Below are 17,675 nucleotides of genomic sequence, written 5' to 3' on the forward strand. Positions count from 1 at the left end.
ATATCGACAGCCATGCACCGCACCCCGTCACCGACCATGGCCCCACGGTTGCGACCGACCGGAACCAGACGCAGAACCGTACAGCGGACACGACGACGAAAGGGGAGCTATGGAATTAAAGAACCAGGTGGACGGACTATGTTCCGCCGGAGTATCCGTCGGATACCGCGACCGTCCCGTCCTCGACGGTATCGACGTCGAGATCCCCGGCTCCGCCGTCACGACCATCATCGGACCGAACGGCTGCGGCAAGTCGACCCTCCTGAAGACGTTCCTGCGGCTACTCCGCCCCACGACCGGCCACATACTGCTGGACGGAACTGATATCACCAGATTCTCCACCAGAGAACTCGCTCGACGCATGGGTCTGCTGCCGCAGTCCCCCACCGCACCCGAGGGGCTGCGCCTGCGTGATCTGGTGGCCCTCGGCCGGCACCCCCACCACTCGTGGCTGAACAGCTGGACCCCGTCAGATGATGCCGCCGTCGATCGTGCGATGGAGCTCACGCACACCTCGGAACTGGCGGACCACCCCGTCGATTCCCTCTCCGGGGGACAACGGCAACGCGCCTGGATCGCGATGACCCTGGCGCAGGAGACCGATCTGGTCCTCTTCGATGAACCGACCACCTATCTCGACCTCAGACACTGCATCGAGGTCCTCGACCTCATCGACACACTGTGCGCCGACCACGGGAGAACGGTGGTGATGGTGCTTCACGATCTCGCCCTGGCCTGCCGCTACTCGGATCATCTCATCATCATGAAGGAGGGACGGATAGCGGCGACCGGACACCCGCGGGACATCATCTCCACGGACATGCTCCGTGAGGTTTTCGGCCTGGAGGCGGCGATCACACAGGACCCCGTCAGCGACCGCCCCCTCATCATCCCGATAGGGAAAAGGCGCACCTGCACCTCCGATCGGGCGGTGGCACCATGAACCCACCGGCAGGCACGAGCCCGGCCCCCACCGCACGTCCGGTCTGGCTACGCGAATTTCACGGGACACCTGACGATGAGTCGGCCCCGATGGTGGTGATCTGTCCCCACGCGGGCACGGGGGCGTCCTCCTACCGAGAACTCAGCGGACACTTCAGCCGATCCACCGCCCCGGTCGTGGTGCAGTATCCCGGCCGGCAGGACCGGCGCACGGAGACACCGGCACAGGACGTCCGGGAACTGGCGGCCGGGACCGCACTGGAACTGGTCTCACGCGATGAACACCGGCCGTTGATCCTGTTCGGACACAGCATGGGGGGAATCGTCGCCTTCGAGACGGCTCGCGCACTGGAGAAACTCGGCCTCACGGTGCACCTGCTGGCGGTCTCCGCCGTGGTTCCGCCGGGTGAGGTGACCGCCCAACCACGGCATCCCACGGACGACGACGACATCATCACACGCCTCATCGAACTCGGGGGCACCGACCGGAGTGTCCACCAGAACCCGGAGATGATGGCGCTGACGCTGCCCGTCCTCAAATCGGACTACGCGATGATCGACAGCTACAGTTGCTCCCCCGACACCCGCGTCTCCTGCCCGATAGTCGTGCTCGGAGGGGACCGTGACCCGGTGGTCTCCCCCGCGCAGCTACGACGATGGGCGGCCCACGGTGCCTCCGCGGTGTCTCCCCGGCTCTTTGACGGAAGCCACTTCTACATCAACGACAACCGGGAGGCGGTCGTTGCGGCGACCCTGCAGGCCTACGGGGATCTGGGGCCGTCATGACCGACGAACCCGGTATCGTGATCGTCGGGATAGGTCTGGAGACTCCGGGAAACTCCGATTCCTGCGAGACATTTCTGGACATGGTCAATTCCCGCTCAGACGTGTGTGGTCCTCTACCTCGCGACCGGGGGTACGACCTTGACCTGTTGTTCTCCCTCCACGAGAGGCCCGGATGGGCACCCGTACCGGACCGCGGCGGTTTCCTCACCGGCGCAGCGGAATTCGACCCGGAGTACTTCGGCATCACCCCCCATGAAGCCCGGATCATGGATCCTCAGCAACGTGTCGGGTTGAGGGTCGCGTACAGAGCCGTCGAGCACGTCGGCTGGACGCCCGCGGATCTCGCGGGTACGGACACCGGTTGTTTCATGGGTGCACTGATGTCCGGGTACGGACCCGACATGGCCGTACCCGACGACTACAACGGACACAAGCTCGTCGGAAGCTCCCTGAGTGCGATCTCGGGAAGGATCTCCCATCACCTCGACCTGCACGGTCCAAGTGTCACGGTGGACACCGGCTGCGGGGCGTCACTGACCGCGATCCACAATGCGGCCGCCGCGATTCGGGCAGGGGAATGCACGGTCGCGCTGGCGGGCGGGGTCACCGTCATGGGCTCGGAAATGATGTTCGTCGAATTCTCCCGTAACCAGGCCCTGTCGACGAACGGCCTGTGCCGTCCCTTTTCGGCGGAAGCCAACGGTACGGTCTGGGGGGAAGGGGCCGCGGTACTCGTCTTGTGCAGCAGCAGTTTCGCCCGGGCCCACAATCTCACCGTCCACGGCCGGATTCTCGGCAGCGCCGTCAACCACAATGGCCGGGGAGGACCGATCCACGCCCCGTCCGAGGAGGGGCAGGTCGATGTGATGCTGCGGGCACTGAGATCAGCCGGGATAACTCCCCGGCAGGTCGGCTGCATCGAGGGCCACGGCACGGGTACACGTGCGGGGGACCCCATCGAGATGGCGGCCCTGTCCCGGGTCTACGGGAACCACGAACATCCCGTACCGTTCGGGTCGGTCAAGTCCAACATGGGCCACCCCCAGGCCGCCGCGGGCGCCATCGGACTGATCAAGCTGATGCTCGGTGCCAGGCAGGGGACAGCGCCCCCCACCATCATCGGTTCCGCACCGGCTGTACCGGTGCCGGAACTCGGACTGGTTCCCGCCGACGGCCAGCCGTGGAGAATCAGCGACGGCCACCGCATCGGGGCAGTGAGTTCATTCGGCATCGGGGGAACCAACACGCACCTCATCGTCGCGTACCCGGCTCCACGAGGAAAGGACCAGTAATGGCCATGACACCCCGGCTCCCCGACGGCTCGACACTCATCTCGATCCCGTGCCACTGCCGTGACGTCACCGACCAGACGGCCGCCGTACTGTCGGAATGGCTCAGAGAGAATCCCCGGACCGATGTGGACGCACTCACTGCGGCACTGGCGAGGAGGCGCACACCCGGCAACTGGATCGTCGCGGTCGCCGCCGGGGACAGCGCACACCTGGCCCGGCTCCTGGACTCCGGGCCACCGTCTCCGTCACCCGGGATCCACGTCGACCGTGCGACACTCCACAAACCGGTCTTCGTCTTCCCCGGCCAGGGAAGCCAGCGCCACGGCATGGGCGGGCACCTGTACGACCGGTGCACAACCTACGCCGAAACAGTCGACGCCCTGTGCTCCGAACTCGACCGACTGGAGCGGTCACCGAAGATCAGTGCCGCCGTCAAAGCGTATCTGAGGGGCCACGGCGACGCGACGCCACCGGTCACAGTCATTCAACCGGCCCTGTTCATGCACACTGCCGGAGTGGCCGCACTCTGGCGCCGGGCGGGCATACGTCCGTGGGCGGTGATCGGACACTCACAGGGTGAACTGGGGGCGATGCACGAGATCGGTGCGCTGTCATCCGGGGATGCGCTCTCGGCCGTCAGAGCACGGTCCCGCGCCGTCGCCGGACTCTCCGACAGCAGCGCATACGCGATGCTCTTCGCCGCGGCGAACGCGACGACCGTCTCCGAGAGCGCACACGCCGTGAACGGGTTCGCCGAGGTGTCGGTGGTGAACTCACCGGAAGCGTGCTGCGTCTCCGGCGACCACCACGCGATCACCGAACTGGCGGAGAACCTGAAGGGCAGAGGGATATTCACCAAAGTCATCTCCGTCGACTACCCGGCCCACACCTGTATCATAGATAACATTACAGACCAGGTGGTCAGGTCACCGGAGATCTCCGGGAACCCGACCATCGATCCACCATCGACGCTTCTTCTCAGTCCCACCTACGGCGGTCGCCCCCTGCCGGAGGGACTGCCCCTCACCACATTCGTCGCCGAGAATCTCCGCAACGAAGTGGCCTTCCACCCCGCCGTGTGCGAGGCATCCGCCGGAGGTGCCGATCTCTTCATAGAGATGGGCTCCGTTCCGGTACTCGCGGGGGCGCTGCGTCAGTGCCTCGCCGGGCACAGCGGCACAGTCGTGGCTCCCGCCAGGAACAGCGATCCGGTCGAAGCTGTGCAGTCCGCGATACTCGAAACAGCCTGCCTGCTGGAGGTCACCTCACCGTCCGGGGATCTGACTCCCCCGGGTGGTCTCCCCGCTCCGCTCCCACCCACGGTTCTCCGGCGTAACCGGTTCTGGCTGCCGCCGCGTCACGGACGTACCGGCGGAGGTGACGCACCCCGTGGCCCCCGTCCCGATCACGTCGTTGAGACGTGGGAACGGGTGTGGCACTCCCCCCTCGGTCCCGCGACGACGGTCGTCATGGAAGACGACCACCCCGGACTGGCACCGGATATTCTCCGGGCGGAGCTCGCCCGGTACGGTTCGCACCGCGTGGAACACTCATCGTCACCGGTACGTGTCATCCCCGTGGTACCCCGGGACGGTTGCCCCGTCGAAGCTGCCGCCAGGGTGGTGGACGAGGCCGCACAGGTGCTCCTCAAACCGTCTTCACGCATCATCGCCGTCACATGGGGAGCCGAAGCCGTCTGCGGTTCCATCCCCCACCCGGGATCCGCCGGCGCGGTGGCGGCACTACGGTGTCTCGCCGCCGAGCACTCACTGCCTTTCCGCAGCGTGGACCTCGATCCGACGGACCCCGCGGAGCAGTGGGCGGCCGACATCGCCCGTGCCGTCCACACCACCGACGAGGAGAATGCGGTGCGCGGCGGACTGCACTTCAGACGCAGACTTCTCCCTGTCGCGGTTCCCGACGCCGGCCCTCCCCCCGACACTGCCGTCGTGCTCGGTGGTACGGGACATCTCGGCTGGGCGACGGTTCGACACCTCGCCGAGTCCGGCACCCGTCACATCGTTCTCGCCAGTCGCACCCGTTCCCGACACACGGCCGGAGCACTGGCGGCACTGCGCGACAGCAGACCGGAATGCACGTTGGAACACGTCACCCTCGACGCCGAGGACCCGGAACAACTCCGCAGACTCTTCGCACGATTCCCCGGTTCCGCCCCGTACTGCGTCGTGCATGCCGCAGTGAACTATGAACTCGCATCCGGGGCGACCGCCACGGCTGACGCCCTACGTGGTGCGGCGGGAGGAAAGGCCCGCATCACCGCGGCACTGCTCCAGGCACTGGGCTCCGCCCCCGACACCACGGTGCTGCTGTGTTCATCAGTTTCAGCGCAGTTCAACGGGGCCGGTTTCGCCGCGTACTGCGCCGTCAACCGGATCACGGACACACAGGCGACCGCAGCCCTCCCGACCGATGTCCGTTCGGTGCAGTGGGGCCTTTTCACCCCTCCCGCCGAAAGGAGCGACGACGGCTACAGGAACGTTGCGGCGGCGGCGCACGGTACCGGTCTGATTTCCTTCGAACCGTCGGACGCACTCCCCACGGTCCTCCCCGGGGCTCCGGGCAACCGGATCGTGGCGGCCGCGGACTGGGGACAGTTCCGTGAGGCCCTGGCACTGAACGGTCGTGATCGTCTACTGGGTGCGGAGTTCGACGACCTGGATTCCGGGCACCCGGAGCCGGTGGTGGAACACGGACGGACCCCGGATTCCGGAGACAGGGCCACCTCGACATCACCGGCTTCCGCGGTACTCACCGCTCTCGGAGTGAGCGACGTCGATGAAGCACAGAGAAACATCCCTCTCGTCCAGCTCGGTCTCGACTCGGTCCAGGCGATTTCCGTACGTACCAACCTCAGCCGGGATTTCGGTATGGATGTGTCCGTGGAGGAACTGCTCGGCACAGCAACCCTCGACGATCTGGACAACCGGCAGCCGTGACCGGTCACCGGCGCATCCGGGCATCTACCGAACCGACGGTGAGCAACCACAGGAGATAGACACCACCGATGCTGATGGTGATGACACCGGCAGGCAACTCAGTGGGAAGAACCTGAGCCAGGCAATCAGAGAAACCGAGGACGACGGCTCCGGTCAGGGCAGCGGAAAAGGGTGCCGGACCGGGGGAAGCGGTCAGTCGACGGGCGATCTGCGGCGCCGCCAGGGCCACGAAGATGATCGGACCGACCATGGACGTGACCGCAGCCGTCAGAAGAACACCCACCACGACCAGAAAAATCCGCTGTGCGTCCGGGTTGACCCCGAGTCCACGAGCAGACGAGTCGTTCATCTCCAGAATAGTCAACGTCCGCCTGACCACCGGAAGAACGATCAGACCGGACACACACCCGGCAACGACCACCTTCGCCTCCGGCCAGCTGACACCGTTGAGCGAACCGAAACCCCACACGGTCATCGATATCGCATATTTGATGTGCGACTTCATGATGATCCACATGTTCAGGGAATGCAGTACGGCGGACACCGCGATACCGACGACAATGAGCCGGTACCCGGACGTCAACCCCTTCACCCTCGACAGACCGAGTACGAGCGCGGCGGTGGTCAGACCACCGATCAGGGCTCCGAATGCGATGACGTAGAAACCCGGGTTGACCGGGACCCCGAAGATCGACAGCACGGATGCCGCTGTCGGGGGTGCGACGATTGTCGCGATGAGCGCACCGGTGTACGCACCGGTGTTGAAACCGATGATGTCCGGACTTCCCAGTGGATTCCGCGTCACCGACTGGAAGATAGCCCCACTGACCCCCAGGGCGGCTCCCGCAGCCAGAGCGGTGACGGTTCGTGGTAGACGCCAGGTCCAGACGATCTCCGCGTTCTGCGTCGTCGAATCCCTGCCGGAAAGAAGCACCGACACCAGTTCCGTGACGGTGATCGGAGACGGACCGGCTGTCATTCCCCAACCCCCCACCAGCACCGTCACCGCCATCAGAATGAGCGACACCGTCAATGGTCGCCGCCCCACCCGAATCCCGAACGTACCGAGCCGTAACCGGACATCACGTGGCGGCCCGGGATGTCGTGTCCCGGTCATCACAGCTTCACCCCACTTCTACGGATCAGGAACACAAGGAGCGGCGCACCGAAGAATGCGACCGTGACGCCGGCGGGCATTTCAGCGGGGCGGACGATGATCCGACCGACGACGTCGGCGAGAATGAGCACCACAGGCGAGAAGAAGACGGCGAACAACAGGACCCGCCGCTGATCCACACCGACGAGCAGTCGCGCGACATGGGGGACAAGGAGACCGACAAAGGAGATCGGGCCGGCGACGGCGGTGGCCGCGCCAGCGAGAACAGCCACGGCGATCGATCCCGCCAGACGAACGCCCACAACGTTGACCCCCAGAGAAGAGGCGACGTCATCACCCAGCATCACCGCATTCAACGCGACAGCCACAACACACGCCAACAGCAGACCACCGATGACGAAGGGAACGACTGAGGCAATGGCCGCCCATCCCTGACCATCGACACTCCCGACCGCCCAGTACCGCATGCGGTCAAACGCCCGCGGATCCAACAGCGTGGCCGCCGCGGTCAGGCCGGTGAGCACCGCAGTCAACGCTGTCCCGATGAGCAGCATCCTGACAGGACTCAGGGTTCCGAGGGAATACACCAACCCCGATGCCGCAAGAGCACCGACCAGAGCAAACCAGATCAGTGACGACTGCGACGACACCCCCAGAGTGGCGGCGGCGACCGCGACAGCAAACGCGGCTCCGGAGTTCACACCGAGCAGACCGGGATCCGCGAGGGGATTGCGCACCATCGCCTGAATCGTGCACCCCGCCACCCCGAGAGCCACTCCGGCCAGGATCGCCGTGACGGTTCTCGGCAACCGTGTCTCACGCACGATGATGTGGCTGACGTTCACCGGATCGTAGTCGACCAGCGAACCGAGAACCTCCCCGGGCGGAACACTTTGTGCACCGACCGACAAACTGAGCGTCACGGCGAGCAACAGGACCGTGACCGCGCCGCAGACACGGACCACCAATCCGTCCCGGAAACGCGGTTCACGGCTTTCCCCGGGCCGGATCTTCCGGACACGTGTGGTTTTCATGCCGTTTCCACCCGAGAGGATTCACCGGGTTCCACACCCAACCCCGAAAGCACTCTGTCGGACAGCTCCCCCAGACAACTGAGGTTCCCGAACCCCGGCCCCTGGTTGAGCATGGACAGCGTCGGCAGGAAGAGTTTCGGATCCAACCCCTCCACGGAGAGATCATGACCCATCCGCGCTTCCAGAACAGCTGCTGAATCGCCCCTCCCGCCCATGACGAGCCGGTGCGTCTCCGGACCGAAGAGAGAGGTGAACCACAGGGGGTCACCCCCTGACGCGTCGACCACCGAATCGGCTGTCAGGCTCTCCGCCGTACCGTCACTCTTGACCACATCGACCACCGGCCCTTCCCCGGATCCCCTCACACCGGAGACCCTCGCGGACACGTGGGTCAGCTGACCGACCCCCGAGAAACGGGACACCAAGTCGCCGGAGAAGACACCGCGGTCGGTCCGGCGGATGAACTCACGTCGCTGCGGGACGCTGAGCAGAGCCCAGCCGTCCGGCTCGGAGTACAGTCGATTCTCGAAGAATCCCTCGCCCCTGGAATACACCGCCGCCCCCGGCGCAACGATGGTGACACGCGCCGGCCCCACCTCCGCCAGTCTCGAGATGACGCCCGCCGCCGACTCACCGGAACCGATCACGACCACCGACGATCCCACAAAACGCGACAGATCCCCCCGCGACGACCAGAAATCTTCCTGGGAGAACAGTCCCGGAACGTCACCGAACCTGGTGACAGCGGAACCCGGTCCCGTGGGCATCAACGAGCGTGAACGGATGATCCGTGGGTTTCCGTTCCCCTCGTCGATCCCGACCACCCACCAACCATCCTCGATGTCCGCCGACACGACCTTTCCCCTGAGTGGACGGCATCCCACGGATTCAGCGACCCAGGCCAGGTATTGGCCCCATTCGCGATGCTGCGGAGCGGGGCACCCTCTGTCCACCCAATCGCTGTAGCCTCCTGTGAGGCGGAGGTGGTTCGGCCAGGACAACTCCGCCAACACCGTATCGACGTCATGCTCGGCAGACAGGGAGAAACGGGAGCTGTAGGGAAAACCGATGTCCTTCAGCGGCGACGTCCCGAGCGACAGATGCCCGTCCGTCCACCCTGATCCCTCGCGCCAGTTTCCACCTATCCGCCCGGACTCGACCACGGTGATCTCGGGTACCGAACCCCCGCACCGCCTGACGGCCTCCGCTTTCGCGATCACGGAGATCGCCTTCGGCCCAGCCCCCACCACGACCAATCCGGTAGTTGATGTCACTCCACCTAATCCTCACTGACAGTGCGCCTACATGACAACCGGCCACAAAACACCCCAACCTCACCATTAGCTTAGGCTGCCCTGGCCATGTCCGACTGTAGTTAACAACGTCCACCACAGCAATGGTCCACCATTCGGCCGACCGGCCGGATTCGAGGAAACGGCCGAGCAACCGTGGCGATCGGGGCGGTCACGGGCGCAGTGCGTCCCGTCCTTTCCGGGGCACTGTTCCGCACACTCCGATGCCCCCTCCCCGGGAACACCATCACGGAAGGGGGACGGGCGGTGACGGATCACCGGGGGCAGGCTCCACAGCCGCAGGTCCCGCGCACCTCCGGGACAGCACCGTCGCCCAACCCCCGTGCCGCTCGTCTCCTGCCCCTCCGGAGTCCGTCGGAGCAGATGATGACGTCCCGACCACCCGCACCCGGTTGACGGTGCCCGTGCCACCCACCGGACCGGGCTTCAGCATCCGAAAAGCCCCCGCCGGGTGCACGGGGCACACCCAGCGGGGGCTTTTCGTCTGGTGGCGGGAATCGCTCCCGCCACCGCACACTCGACTAGCTGTAGTCGTCCAGCGGGACGGAGGCACCGGTGAACTCACCGTAGCCGTCGTCACCGTAGATCGAGTCTCCGTAGGTCGGGATGGCGTACGCCGCGTTCCGCGCCGCCTCGGTCGGTTTGACCGAGATGTTGCGGTAACGGGAGATGCCGGTACCGGCCGGGATGAGCTTACCGATGATCACGTTCTCCTTGAGCCCGATGAGCTTGTCGGAACGCTTGTTGATCGCGGCGTCGGTGAGCACCCGGGTGGTCTCCTGGAAGGAGGCCGCCGACAGCCAGGACTCGGTCGCGAGCGAGGCCTTGGTGATACCCATGATCTCACTGCGCAGGGCGGCCACCTCGCCGCCGGCCGCACGGGCCTCGGCGTTGGCGAGCTTCGCCTCGGCGAGGTCCACGAGCGTTCCGGGGAGGAACTCGGTGGAGCCGGATTCGATGACGGTACCGCGACGCAGCATCTGGCGGATGATGATCTCGATGTGCTTGTCGTGGATCGCCACACCCTGTGCCCGGTAGACGGCCTGGACCTCGTCGATGAGGTGCTGCTCGACACCACGGCGGCCGAGGACCTCGAGGACGTCGTGCGGGTCCGCGGGGCCGCGGAGCAGACGGTCGCCCACGTCGACGTGATCGCCCTCCTGGAGGGTCCTGTCGATGTGGGAGCCCGGGGAGTACTCCATCGGTGCGTTGATCATCGCGAGCCCCTGTCGCTTGGACAGCTTCTCGTAGACGACCTCGTCCGAGCCGTCGTCCGGGGTGATCGTCAGGGTCCAGAAGTTGCCCTCGTCCTCGAGGTGCACCGTTCCGGCGACCGATGCGATCGGGGCCTTGTTCTTCGGGACGCGGGCCTCGAAGAGCTCCTGGACACGGGGCAGACCACCGGTGATGTCGCCACCGACACCACCCTGGTGGAACGTACGCATGGTGAGCTGGGTACCGGGCTCACCGATGGACTGGGCGGCGACGATGCCGACGGCCTCTCCGATGTCGACCTGCTTGCCGGACGCCATGGAGCGCCCGTAGCACTTGGCGCAGACTCCGGTGGGGGTCTGGCAGGTGAGGACGCTGCGGAGCTTGACCTCCGCGACACCCGCCTCGACGAGTGCGTCGATCTCGAGCTCACCGAGGTCGGAACCGGCGGCGAGGATGACCTCACCGGAGGTGTCCGTGGCGTCGGCCGCGAGAACCCGCCCGGTGACGGAGGTCTCGACGAGCTGGTGACGGCGGTGTCCGCTGACGTTGCCGAGGGCGTCGGTGACCTCGACGGCCACCGGCGCCTTGATGCCCTGTCGGGTGGCGCAGTCTTCCTCGCGGACGATGACGTCCTGCGCGACGTCGACGAGACGACGGGTGAGGTAACCCGAGTCGGCGGTACGCAGCGCGGTGTCGGCCAGGCCCTTACGGGAGCCGTGGGAGTTGTTGAAGTACTCGAGGACGGACAGTCCCTCACGGAAGGAGGTCTTGATCGGCCGGGTGATGTAGTCACCCTTCGAGTTCACGACCATGCCCTTCATACCGGCGAGGGTCCAGATCTGGCGCATGTTGCCGGCGGCACCGGACTTCACGATCATCGGGATCGGGTTGTCGTCGGGGTACATGTCCTCGACGGCCTTACCGACGGTGTCGGTGGCGTCCTTCCAGAGCTCGACCAGACGGTCGTAGCGCTCACGCTCGGTGAGTGCGCCCTGGACCCAGTACTTGCGCTCGATCTCGCGGGCCTCGGCCTCGTAGCGATCGAGGACCTCGGCCTTGTTCGGGAGAACCAGCACGTCGGACATGGTGATGGTGACACCGGACCGGGTGGCCCAGTAGAAACCGGCGTCCTTCATCTTGTCCATCGTCTGCGCGACGGTGATCATCGGGTAGCGGGAGGCGAGGTCGTTGATGACGTCGCCGAGCATGATCTTGTCGCTGCCGCCGCCCTTACGGACCATGACGCCCTCGAGGTAGGGGTAGTTCCACGGCAGCAGGTCGTTGAACATGATGCGGCCGAGGGTGGTGTGAGCCATCCACACGTCGCCCCGGTTCCAACCGTCGGGGAACTGCTCCGCCTCGATGTCGGCCGGCGGCCGCAGGTGCGAGATACGGACCTTGATCGGCGCCTGGAGCCCGAGGATCCCACGGTCGTAGGCCATGATCGCCTCGGCGAAGGAGCTGTAGACACCACGTTCGGGTCCGTTCTCCGACGCGGGCTCGTAGGCACCCTGACCACCGAACTCGTCGGTGTTCTTGTCCAGGGTCAGGAAGTACAGGCCGGTGACCATGTCCAGACGGGGCATGGCCAGCGGCTTACCGGACGCCGGGGAGAGGATGTTGTTCGATGCCAGCATCAGGATGCGGGCCTCGGCCTGCGCCTCGGCGGACAGGGGCAGGTGGACCGCCATCTGGTCACCGTCGAAGTCGGCGTTGAAGGCCTCACAGGCGAGCGGGTGCAGCTGGATGGCCTTACCCTCGACGAGCACGGGCTCGAAGGCCTGGATACCCAGGCGGTGCAGGGTGGGCGCACGGTTCAGCATGACGGGGTGCTCGGAGATGGCCTCCTCGAGCACGTCCCAGACCTCGGGACGCTGGCGCTCGACCATCCGCTTCGCGGACTTGATGTTCTGTGCGTAGTCACGTTCGACGAGCCGCTTCATGACGAAGGGCTTGAAGAGTTCCAGGGCCATCAGCTTCGGGAGACCGCACTCGTGGAGGCGGAGCTGCGGACCGACGATGATCACGGAACGACCGGAGTAGTCGACGCGCTTACCGAGCAGGTTCTGACGGAAACGACCCTGCTTGCCCTTGAGGAGGTCGGACAGGGACTTCAGCGGTCGGTTGCCCGGTCCGGTGACCGGACGTCCGCGACGGCCGTTGTCGAACAGGGCGTCGACGGATTCCTGGAGCATCCGCTTCTCGTTGTTGACGATGATCTCGGGGGCCCCGAGATCGATCATCCGCTTGAGGCGGTTGTTGCGGTTGATCACGCGACGGTAGAGGTCGTTCAGGTCGGAGGTGGCGAAACGGCCACCGTCGAGCTGGACCATCGGGCGCAGCTCCGGCGGGATGACCGGGATGCTGTCGAGGACCATGCCCGCGGGGTCGTTGCCGGAACGCTGGAACGCGGCGACGACCTTGAGGCGCTTGAGCGCACGGGCCTTCTTCTGGCCCTTGCCCTCGTTGATGATGGTGCGCAGTTCCTCGGCCTCGGCGTCGAGGTCGAAGTTGCGGATGAGGGTCTGGATGGCTTCCGCACCCATACCGCCGGTGAAGTAGTCCTCGTAGCGGTCGACGAGTTCCGAGTAGATGGTCTCGTCGACGATCATCTGCTTCGGGGTGAGCTTGACGAAGGTGTTCCAGATCTCGTCGAGTCGGGCGATCTCACGTTCCGCGCGCTCGCGGATGTGCTGCATCTCCTTGTCGGCGGCGTTCTGCACCTTGCGACGTGCGTCGGCCTTGGCTCCGGCGGCCTCGAGCTCGGCGAGGTCCTCCTCGAGCTTCTGCGCGCGGTCGGCGATGTCGGACTCGGCGTCGGCCTCGACGTCCTTCTTCTCCAGGAGCATCTCGGCTTCCAGAGTGGACAGGTCGTTGTGCCGAGCCTCGTCGTCGACGGAGGTGATGATGTTCGCGGCGAAGTAGATGATGCGCTCAAGATTCTTGGGCGCGAGGTCCAGCAGGTAGCCGAGACGTGAGGGAACACCCTTGAAGTACCAGATGTGGGTCACCGGGGCGGCGAGTTCGATGTGCCCCATGCGCTCACGGCGCACCTTGGACTTGGTCACCTCGACGCCGCAGCGTTCACAGATGATGCCCTTGTACCGGACACGCTTGTACTTGCCGCAGGCGCACTCCCAGTCGCGGGTGGGTCCGAAGATCCGCTCGCAGAACAGGCCGTCCTTCTCGGGCTTGAGGGTTCGGTAGTTGATGGTCTCCGGCTTCTTGACCTCGCCCTTGGACCAGCGGCGAATGTCGTCGGCCGTAGCAAGGCCGATGCGGAGTTCGTCGAAGAAGTTGACGTCGAGCACGTAACTCCCTTTCCCCCCGTCTTTCCGGGGGTGTTGTGTGGAGAAAAAGAATATCGGTGATTAGCTGCCCGTCCCGCGGGCCACCTTCCCCTGGGGGGGCGGTGGCCCGCGGATCAGACCGTCGTGCGGTGCCGGTGGCCGTCAGGCCACGTCGTCGGTTCGCTCGTCGCGGGACAGGTTGATGCCCAGTGAGGCACCGGCCTGATCGAATTCATCGTCGTCGGTGGTCCCGAGTTCCATCGGGGTCCCGTCGGCCGAGAGGACCTCGACGTTCAGGCACAGCGACTGGAGCTCCTTGAGGAGGACCTTGAACGACTCCGGGATACCCGGATCAGGGATGTTCTCCCCCTTGACGATCGCCTCGTAGACCTTGACGCGGCCGACGACGTCATCGGATTTGATGGTCAGGAGTTCCTGCAGGGTGTAGGCCGCGCCGTACGCCTGCATCGCCCACACCTCCATCTCACCGAAGCGCTGTCCACCGAACTGGGCCTTACCACCGAGCGGCTGCTGGGTGATCATGGAGTACGGGCCGGTGGAACGGGCGTGGATCTTCTCGTCGACCAGGTGGTGCAGCTTCAGCATGTACATGTAGCCGACCGACACCGGGTACGGGAAGGGTTCACCGGAGCGCCCGTCGAACAGCTGCGCCTTGCCGTCACCGTTGACCAGGGTCTGGCCGTCACGGTTCGGGCGGGAGTTCGCGAGCAGACCCGCGAGCTCCTCGTTGGAGGCACCGTCGAACACCGGGGTGGCGGTGAGGGACTCCGGCGGGACGTCGTAGAGGGACTCGGGCAGGGTCTTGATCAGCTCGGCGTTCTTGACGTCCTCCGGGTCCACGTGCCAACCGGCGGCGGCGAGCCAGCCGAGGTGGACCTCGAGGACCTGGCCGATGTTCATACGGCGCGGGACACCGTGGGTGTTCAGGATGATGTCGACCGGCGTGCCGTCGGGCAGGAAGGGCATGTCCTCGGCGGGGAGGATCTTGCCGACGACGCCCTTGTTGCCGTGGCGACCGGCGAGCTTGTCGCCGTCCTGGATCTTGCGCTTCTGCGCGACGTAGACGCGGATCATCTCGTTGACGCCGGCCGCGAGGTCGTCATCGTCCTCGCGGGAGAAGCGGCGGACACCGATGACCTTGCCGGTCTCACCGTGCGGGACCTTCATGGAGGTGTCGCGGACCTCGCGGGCCTTCTCACCGAAGATGGCGCGCAGCAGGCGTTCCTCGGGGGTCAGCTCGGTCTCGCCCTTCGGCGTGACCTTGCCGACGAGGATGTCACCGTCGCGGACGTCGGCGCCGATGCGCACGATACCGCGGTCGTCGAGGTCCTTGAGGACCTCCTCGGAGACGTTCGGGATCTCGCGGGTGATCTCCTCGGCACCGAGCTTGGTGTCGCGGGCGTCGATCTCGTGCTCCTCGATGTGGATCGAGGTGAGGACGTCCTCCTCCACCAGGCGCTGGTTGAGGATGATCGCGTCCTCGTAGTTGTGGCCCTCCCACGGCATGAACGCGACGAGCAGGTTCCGGCCGAGCGCCATCTCGCCCTTGTGGGTTCCGGGACCGTCGGCGAGGACCTGCCCCTCCTCGATCCGGTCGCCCATGTTGACGAGGGGCTTCTGGTTGTAGCAGGTGCCCTGGTTCGTCCGCTGGAACTTCCGCAGCATGTAGGTGTCGCGGATGCCGTCGTCACCCATCACGGTGATGAAGTCGGCGGCGATGTTCTCGACGACACCCGACTTCCGGGAGATGATGAGGTCGCCGGCGTCGTAGGCGGCACGCAGCTCCATGCCCGTACCGACGTACGGCGACTCCGCACGGACCAGCGGGACGGCCTGCTTCTGCATGTTCGCACCCATCAGGGCGCGGTTGGCGTCGTCGTGCTCGAGGAACGGGATCATCGCGGTACCGACGGAGACCATCTGCCGGGGCGAAACGTCCATGTAGTCGATGCGTTCACGGTCGACGACCTCGTTGTCGCCGCCCTTCATGCGTACGACGACCTGCTCGTCGGTGATCAGACCGTCAGCGTCGTAGGGGGTGTTTGCCTGGGCCACGACGTGCCGGTCTTCCTCGTCCGCGGTGAGGTAGTCGATCTCATCGGTGAGACGACCCTCGACGACCTTGCGGTACGGGGTCTCGATGAAACCGAAGGGATTGACCCGCGCGTAGGAGGACAGTGAACCGATCAGACCGATGTTCGGACCCTCGGGGGTCTCGATCGGGCACATGCGGCCGTAGTGCGACGGGTGCACGTCGCGGACCTCGATGCCGGCGCGCTCACGCGACAGGCCACCGGGGCCGAGCGCGGAGAGGCGACGCTTGTGCGTCAGACCGGACAGGGAGTTGTTCTGGTCCATGAACTGCGACAGCTGCGAGGTTCCGAAGAACTCACGGATCGCGGCGGAGACCGGACGCACGTTGATCAGCGAGGTCGGGGTGATCGACTCGGCGTCCTGGGTGGTCATACGCTCACGGACGACACGCTCCATGCGGGACAGACCGACGCGGACCTGGTTCTGGATCAGCTCACCGACGGTACGCAGACGACGGTTGCCGAAGTGGTCGATGTCATCGGTCTCGACCGGGATGGTCCTGCCGTTCGCGGCCTCCATGGAGGTTTCACCCGCATGCAGTCGGACGAGGTACTCGATGGTCGTCGCGATGTCGTCCTCGGTCAGCGTGAGGTTGCCCTCGTTGTCGCCGCCCAGTCCCAGCTTGCGGTTGACCTTGTAACGGCCGACCTTGGCCAGGTCGTAGCGCTTGGCGTTGAAGAAGGAGTTCTCCAGCAGCGACTGCGCGAGGTCACGCGTCGGCTGCTCACCGGGGCGCTGCTTGCGGTAGATCTCCAGGAGCGCCTCGTCGGTGTTGGACACACCGTCGGCCTCCAGGGTCGACATCATGATCTCGGAGAAGCCGAAACGCTCCACGATCTGCTCGCTGGTCCAACCGAGTGCCTTCAGCAGCACGGTGACGGGCTGACGACGTTTCCGGTCGATGCGGACACCGACGGTGTCCCGCTTGTCGACGTCGAACTCGAGCCAGGCGCCACGGGAGGGAATCACCTTCACGGCGTGCAGCGGCCGCTCGGTGGACTTGTCGATGGTCTGGTCGAAGTAGACACCGGGAGAGCGCACCAGCTGGCTGACGACGACACGCTCGGTGCCGTTGACGATGAAGGTGCCCTTGTCGGTCATCATCGGGAAATCACCGATGAAGACGGTCTGGGACTTGATCTCTCCGGTTTCGTTGTTGACGAACTCCGCTGTCACGTACAGCGGAGCGGAGTAGTTGATGTCCTTGTCCTTGCACTCGTCGATAGAGTTCTTGACCTCTTCGAAGCGTGGCGTAGACAGAGACAGGGACATGTTTCCGGAGTAGTCCTGGATCGGGGACAGTTCCTCGAGGATGTCCTCCAGTCCACTGCTCACTCGGGCACCCTCAGGCGCTTCGGCCTGGGTGCGTTCACGCCACTCGGGCGTGCCGACGAGCCACGCGAACGACTCGAGCTGCAGGTCGAGGAGACCGGGCACCTCGATGGGCTCGGTGATCTTCGCGAACGAGTAACGCTGCGGAGCTCCGGGGATTTCGGTCACTGACTTGGTCTGGCGGGAGACTGCCAAGATGCGTCCTTCCAGCACCTCACGCGGTGGGCGCACCCACGACGATGGTGAGCCCGTTCCGCTAGAATTTTTAGCATGTGGTCTGCT

At 65.4% G+C, this 17,675-nt stretch carries 9 protein-coding genes; 4 read left to right on the forward strand and 5 right to left on the reverse strand.

Going from position 1 to position 17,675, the window contains the following annotated elements:
• The first annotated feature begins 109 nt into the window (after positions 1-109).
• Genes JIM94_RS01495 through JIM94_RS01510 form a run of 4 tightly spaced genes read left to right on the forward strand, consistent with a single transcriptional unit; the run spans position 110 to position 5,977 of the window.
• Positions 110-943 carry an ABC transporter ATP-binding protein gene (locus JIM94_RS01495; protein WP_200253936.1) on the forward strand — a complete coding sequence of 278 codons (834 nt, stop codon included), beginning with the start codon at positions 110-112 and terminating at the stop codon, positions 941-943.
• On the forward strand, positions 940-1,728 hold the full coding sequence (locus JIM94_RS01500) for a thioesterase II family protein (protein WP_200253938.1): 789 nt from the start codon (positions 940-942) through the stop codon (positions 1,726-1,728). The genes JIM94_RS01495 and JIM94_RS01500 overlap by 4 nt, the downstream gene beginning before the upstream one ends.
• Positions 1,725-3,020 carry a beta-ketoacyl [acyl carrier protein] synthase domain-containing protein gene (locus tag JIM94_RS01505; RefSeq protein WP_200253940.1) on the forward strand — a complete coding sequence of 432 codons (1,296 nt, stop codon included), beginning with the start codon at positions 1,725-1,727 and terminating at the stop codon, positions 3,018-3,020. Before JIM94_RS01500 ends, JIM94_RS01505 begins: the two co-directional genes overlap by 4 nt.
• Positions 3,020-5,977 (forward strand): acyltransferase domain-containing protein, encoded by a 2,958-nt coding sequence (locus JIM94_RS01510; protein WP_200253942.1) that lies wholly within the window; start codon positions 3,020-3,022, stop codon positions 5,975-5,977. The genes JIM94_RS01505 and JIM94_RS01510 overlap by 1 nt, the downstream gene beginning before the upstream one ends.
• 4 nt (positions 5,978-5,981) lie before the next feature.
• Here the strand turns inward: JIM94_RS01510 and JIM94_RS01515 are convergent, their stop codons facing one another.
• The 5 genes from JIM94_RS01515 to rpoB all read right to left on the reverse strand — a co-directional run bounded on the left by JIM94_RS01515 (position 5,982) and on the right by rpoB (position 17,606).
• Positions 5,982-6,956: a FecCD family ABC transporter permease gene (locus tag JIM94_RS01515; RefSeq protein WP_200253944.1), complete on the reverse strand. Its 975-nt coding sequence runs from the start codon at positions 6,954-6,956 to the stop codon at positions 5,982-5,984.
• Positions 6,957-7,093: 137 nt separating this feature from the next.
• Positions 7,094-8,128, reverse strand: coding sequence for a FecCD family ABC transporter permease (locus JIM94_RS01520; RefSeq protein ID WP_200253946.1), 1,035 nt, complete (start codon positions 8,126-8,128; stop codon positions 7,094-7,096).
• Entirely contained in the window at positions 8,125-9,402 is a 1,278-nt protein-coding gene (locus tag JIM94_RS01525) for an NAD(P)/FAD-dependent oxidoreductase (RefSeq protein ID WP_200253948.1), read from the reverse strand. The genes JIM94_RS01520 and JIM94_RS01525 overlap by 4 nt, the downstream gene beginning before the upstream one ends.
• Positions 9,403-9,962: 560 nt before the next feature.
• A complete protein-coding gene (locus JIM94_RS01530; protein WP_200253950.1) occupies positions 9,963-13,967 on the reverse strand; it encodes a DNA-directed RNA polymerase subunit beta' in 4,005 nt (1,334 codons plus the stop codon).
• 141 nt (positions 13,968-14,108) lie between these two features.
• Positions 14,109-17,606, reverse strand: coding sequence for a DNA-directed RNA polymerase subunit beta (rpoB, locus tag JIM94_RS01535; RefSeq protein WP_200253988.1), 3,498 nt, complete (start codon positions 17,604-17,606; stop codon positions 14,109-14,111).
• Positions 17,607-17,675 lie beyond the last annotated feature (69 nt).

It is taken from the genome of Corynebacterium pygosceleis (genome assembly GCF_016595275.2).
GTDB lineage: Bacteria > Actinomycetota > Actinomycetes > Mycobacteriales > Mycobacteriaceae > Corynebacterium > Corynebacterium pygosceleis.

Coding starts and splice junctions, on each gene's coding strand:
- JIM94_RS01505 (WP_200253940.1), top strand. CDS start 1,725: ATGACCGACGAACCCGGTATCGTGATCGTCGGGATAGGTCTGGAGACT.
- JIM94_RS01515 (WP_200253944.1), bottom strand. CDS start 6,956: ATGACAGCCGGTCCGTCTCCGATCACCGTCACGGAACTGGTGTCGGTG.
- JIM94_RS01495 (WP_200253936.1), top strand. CDS start 110: ATGGAATTAAAGAACCAGGTGGACGGACTATGTTCCGCCGGAGTATCC.
- JIM94_RS01510 (WP_200253942.1), top strand. CDS start 3,020: ATGGCCATGACACCCCGGCTCCCCGACGGCTCGACACTCATCTCGATC.
- JIM94_RS01500 (WP_200253938.1), top strand. CDS start 940: ATGAACCCACCGGCAGGCACGAGCCCGGCCCCCACCGCACGTCCGGTC.
- JIM94_RS01520 (WP_200253946.1), bottom strand. CDS start 8,128: ATGAAAACCACACGTGTCCGGAAGATCCGGCCCGGGGAAAGCCGTGAA.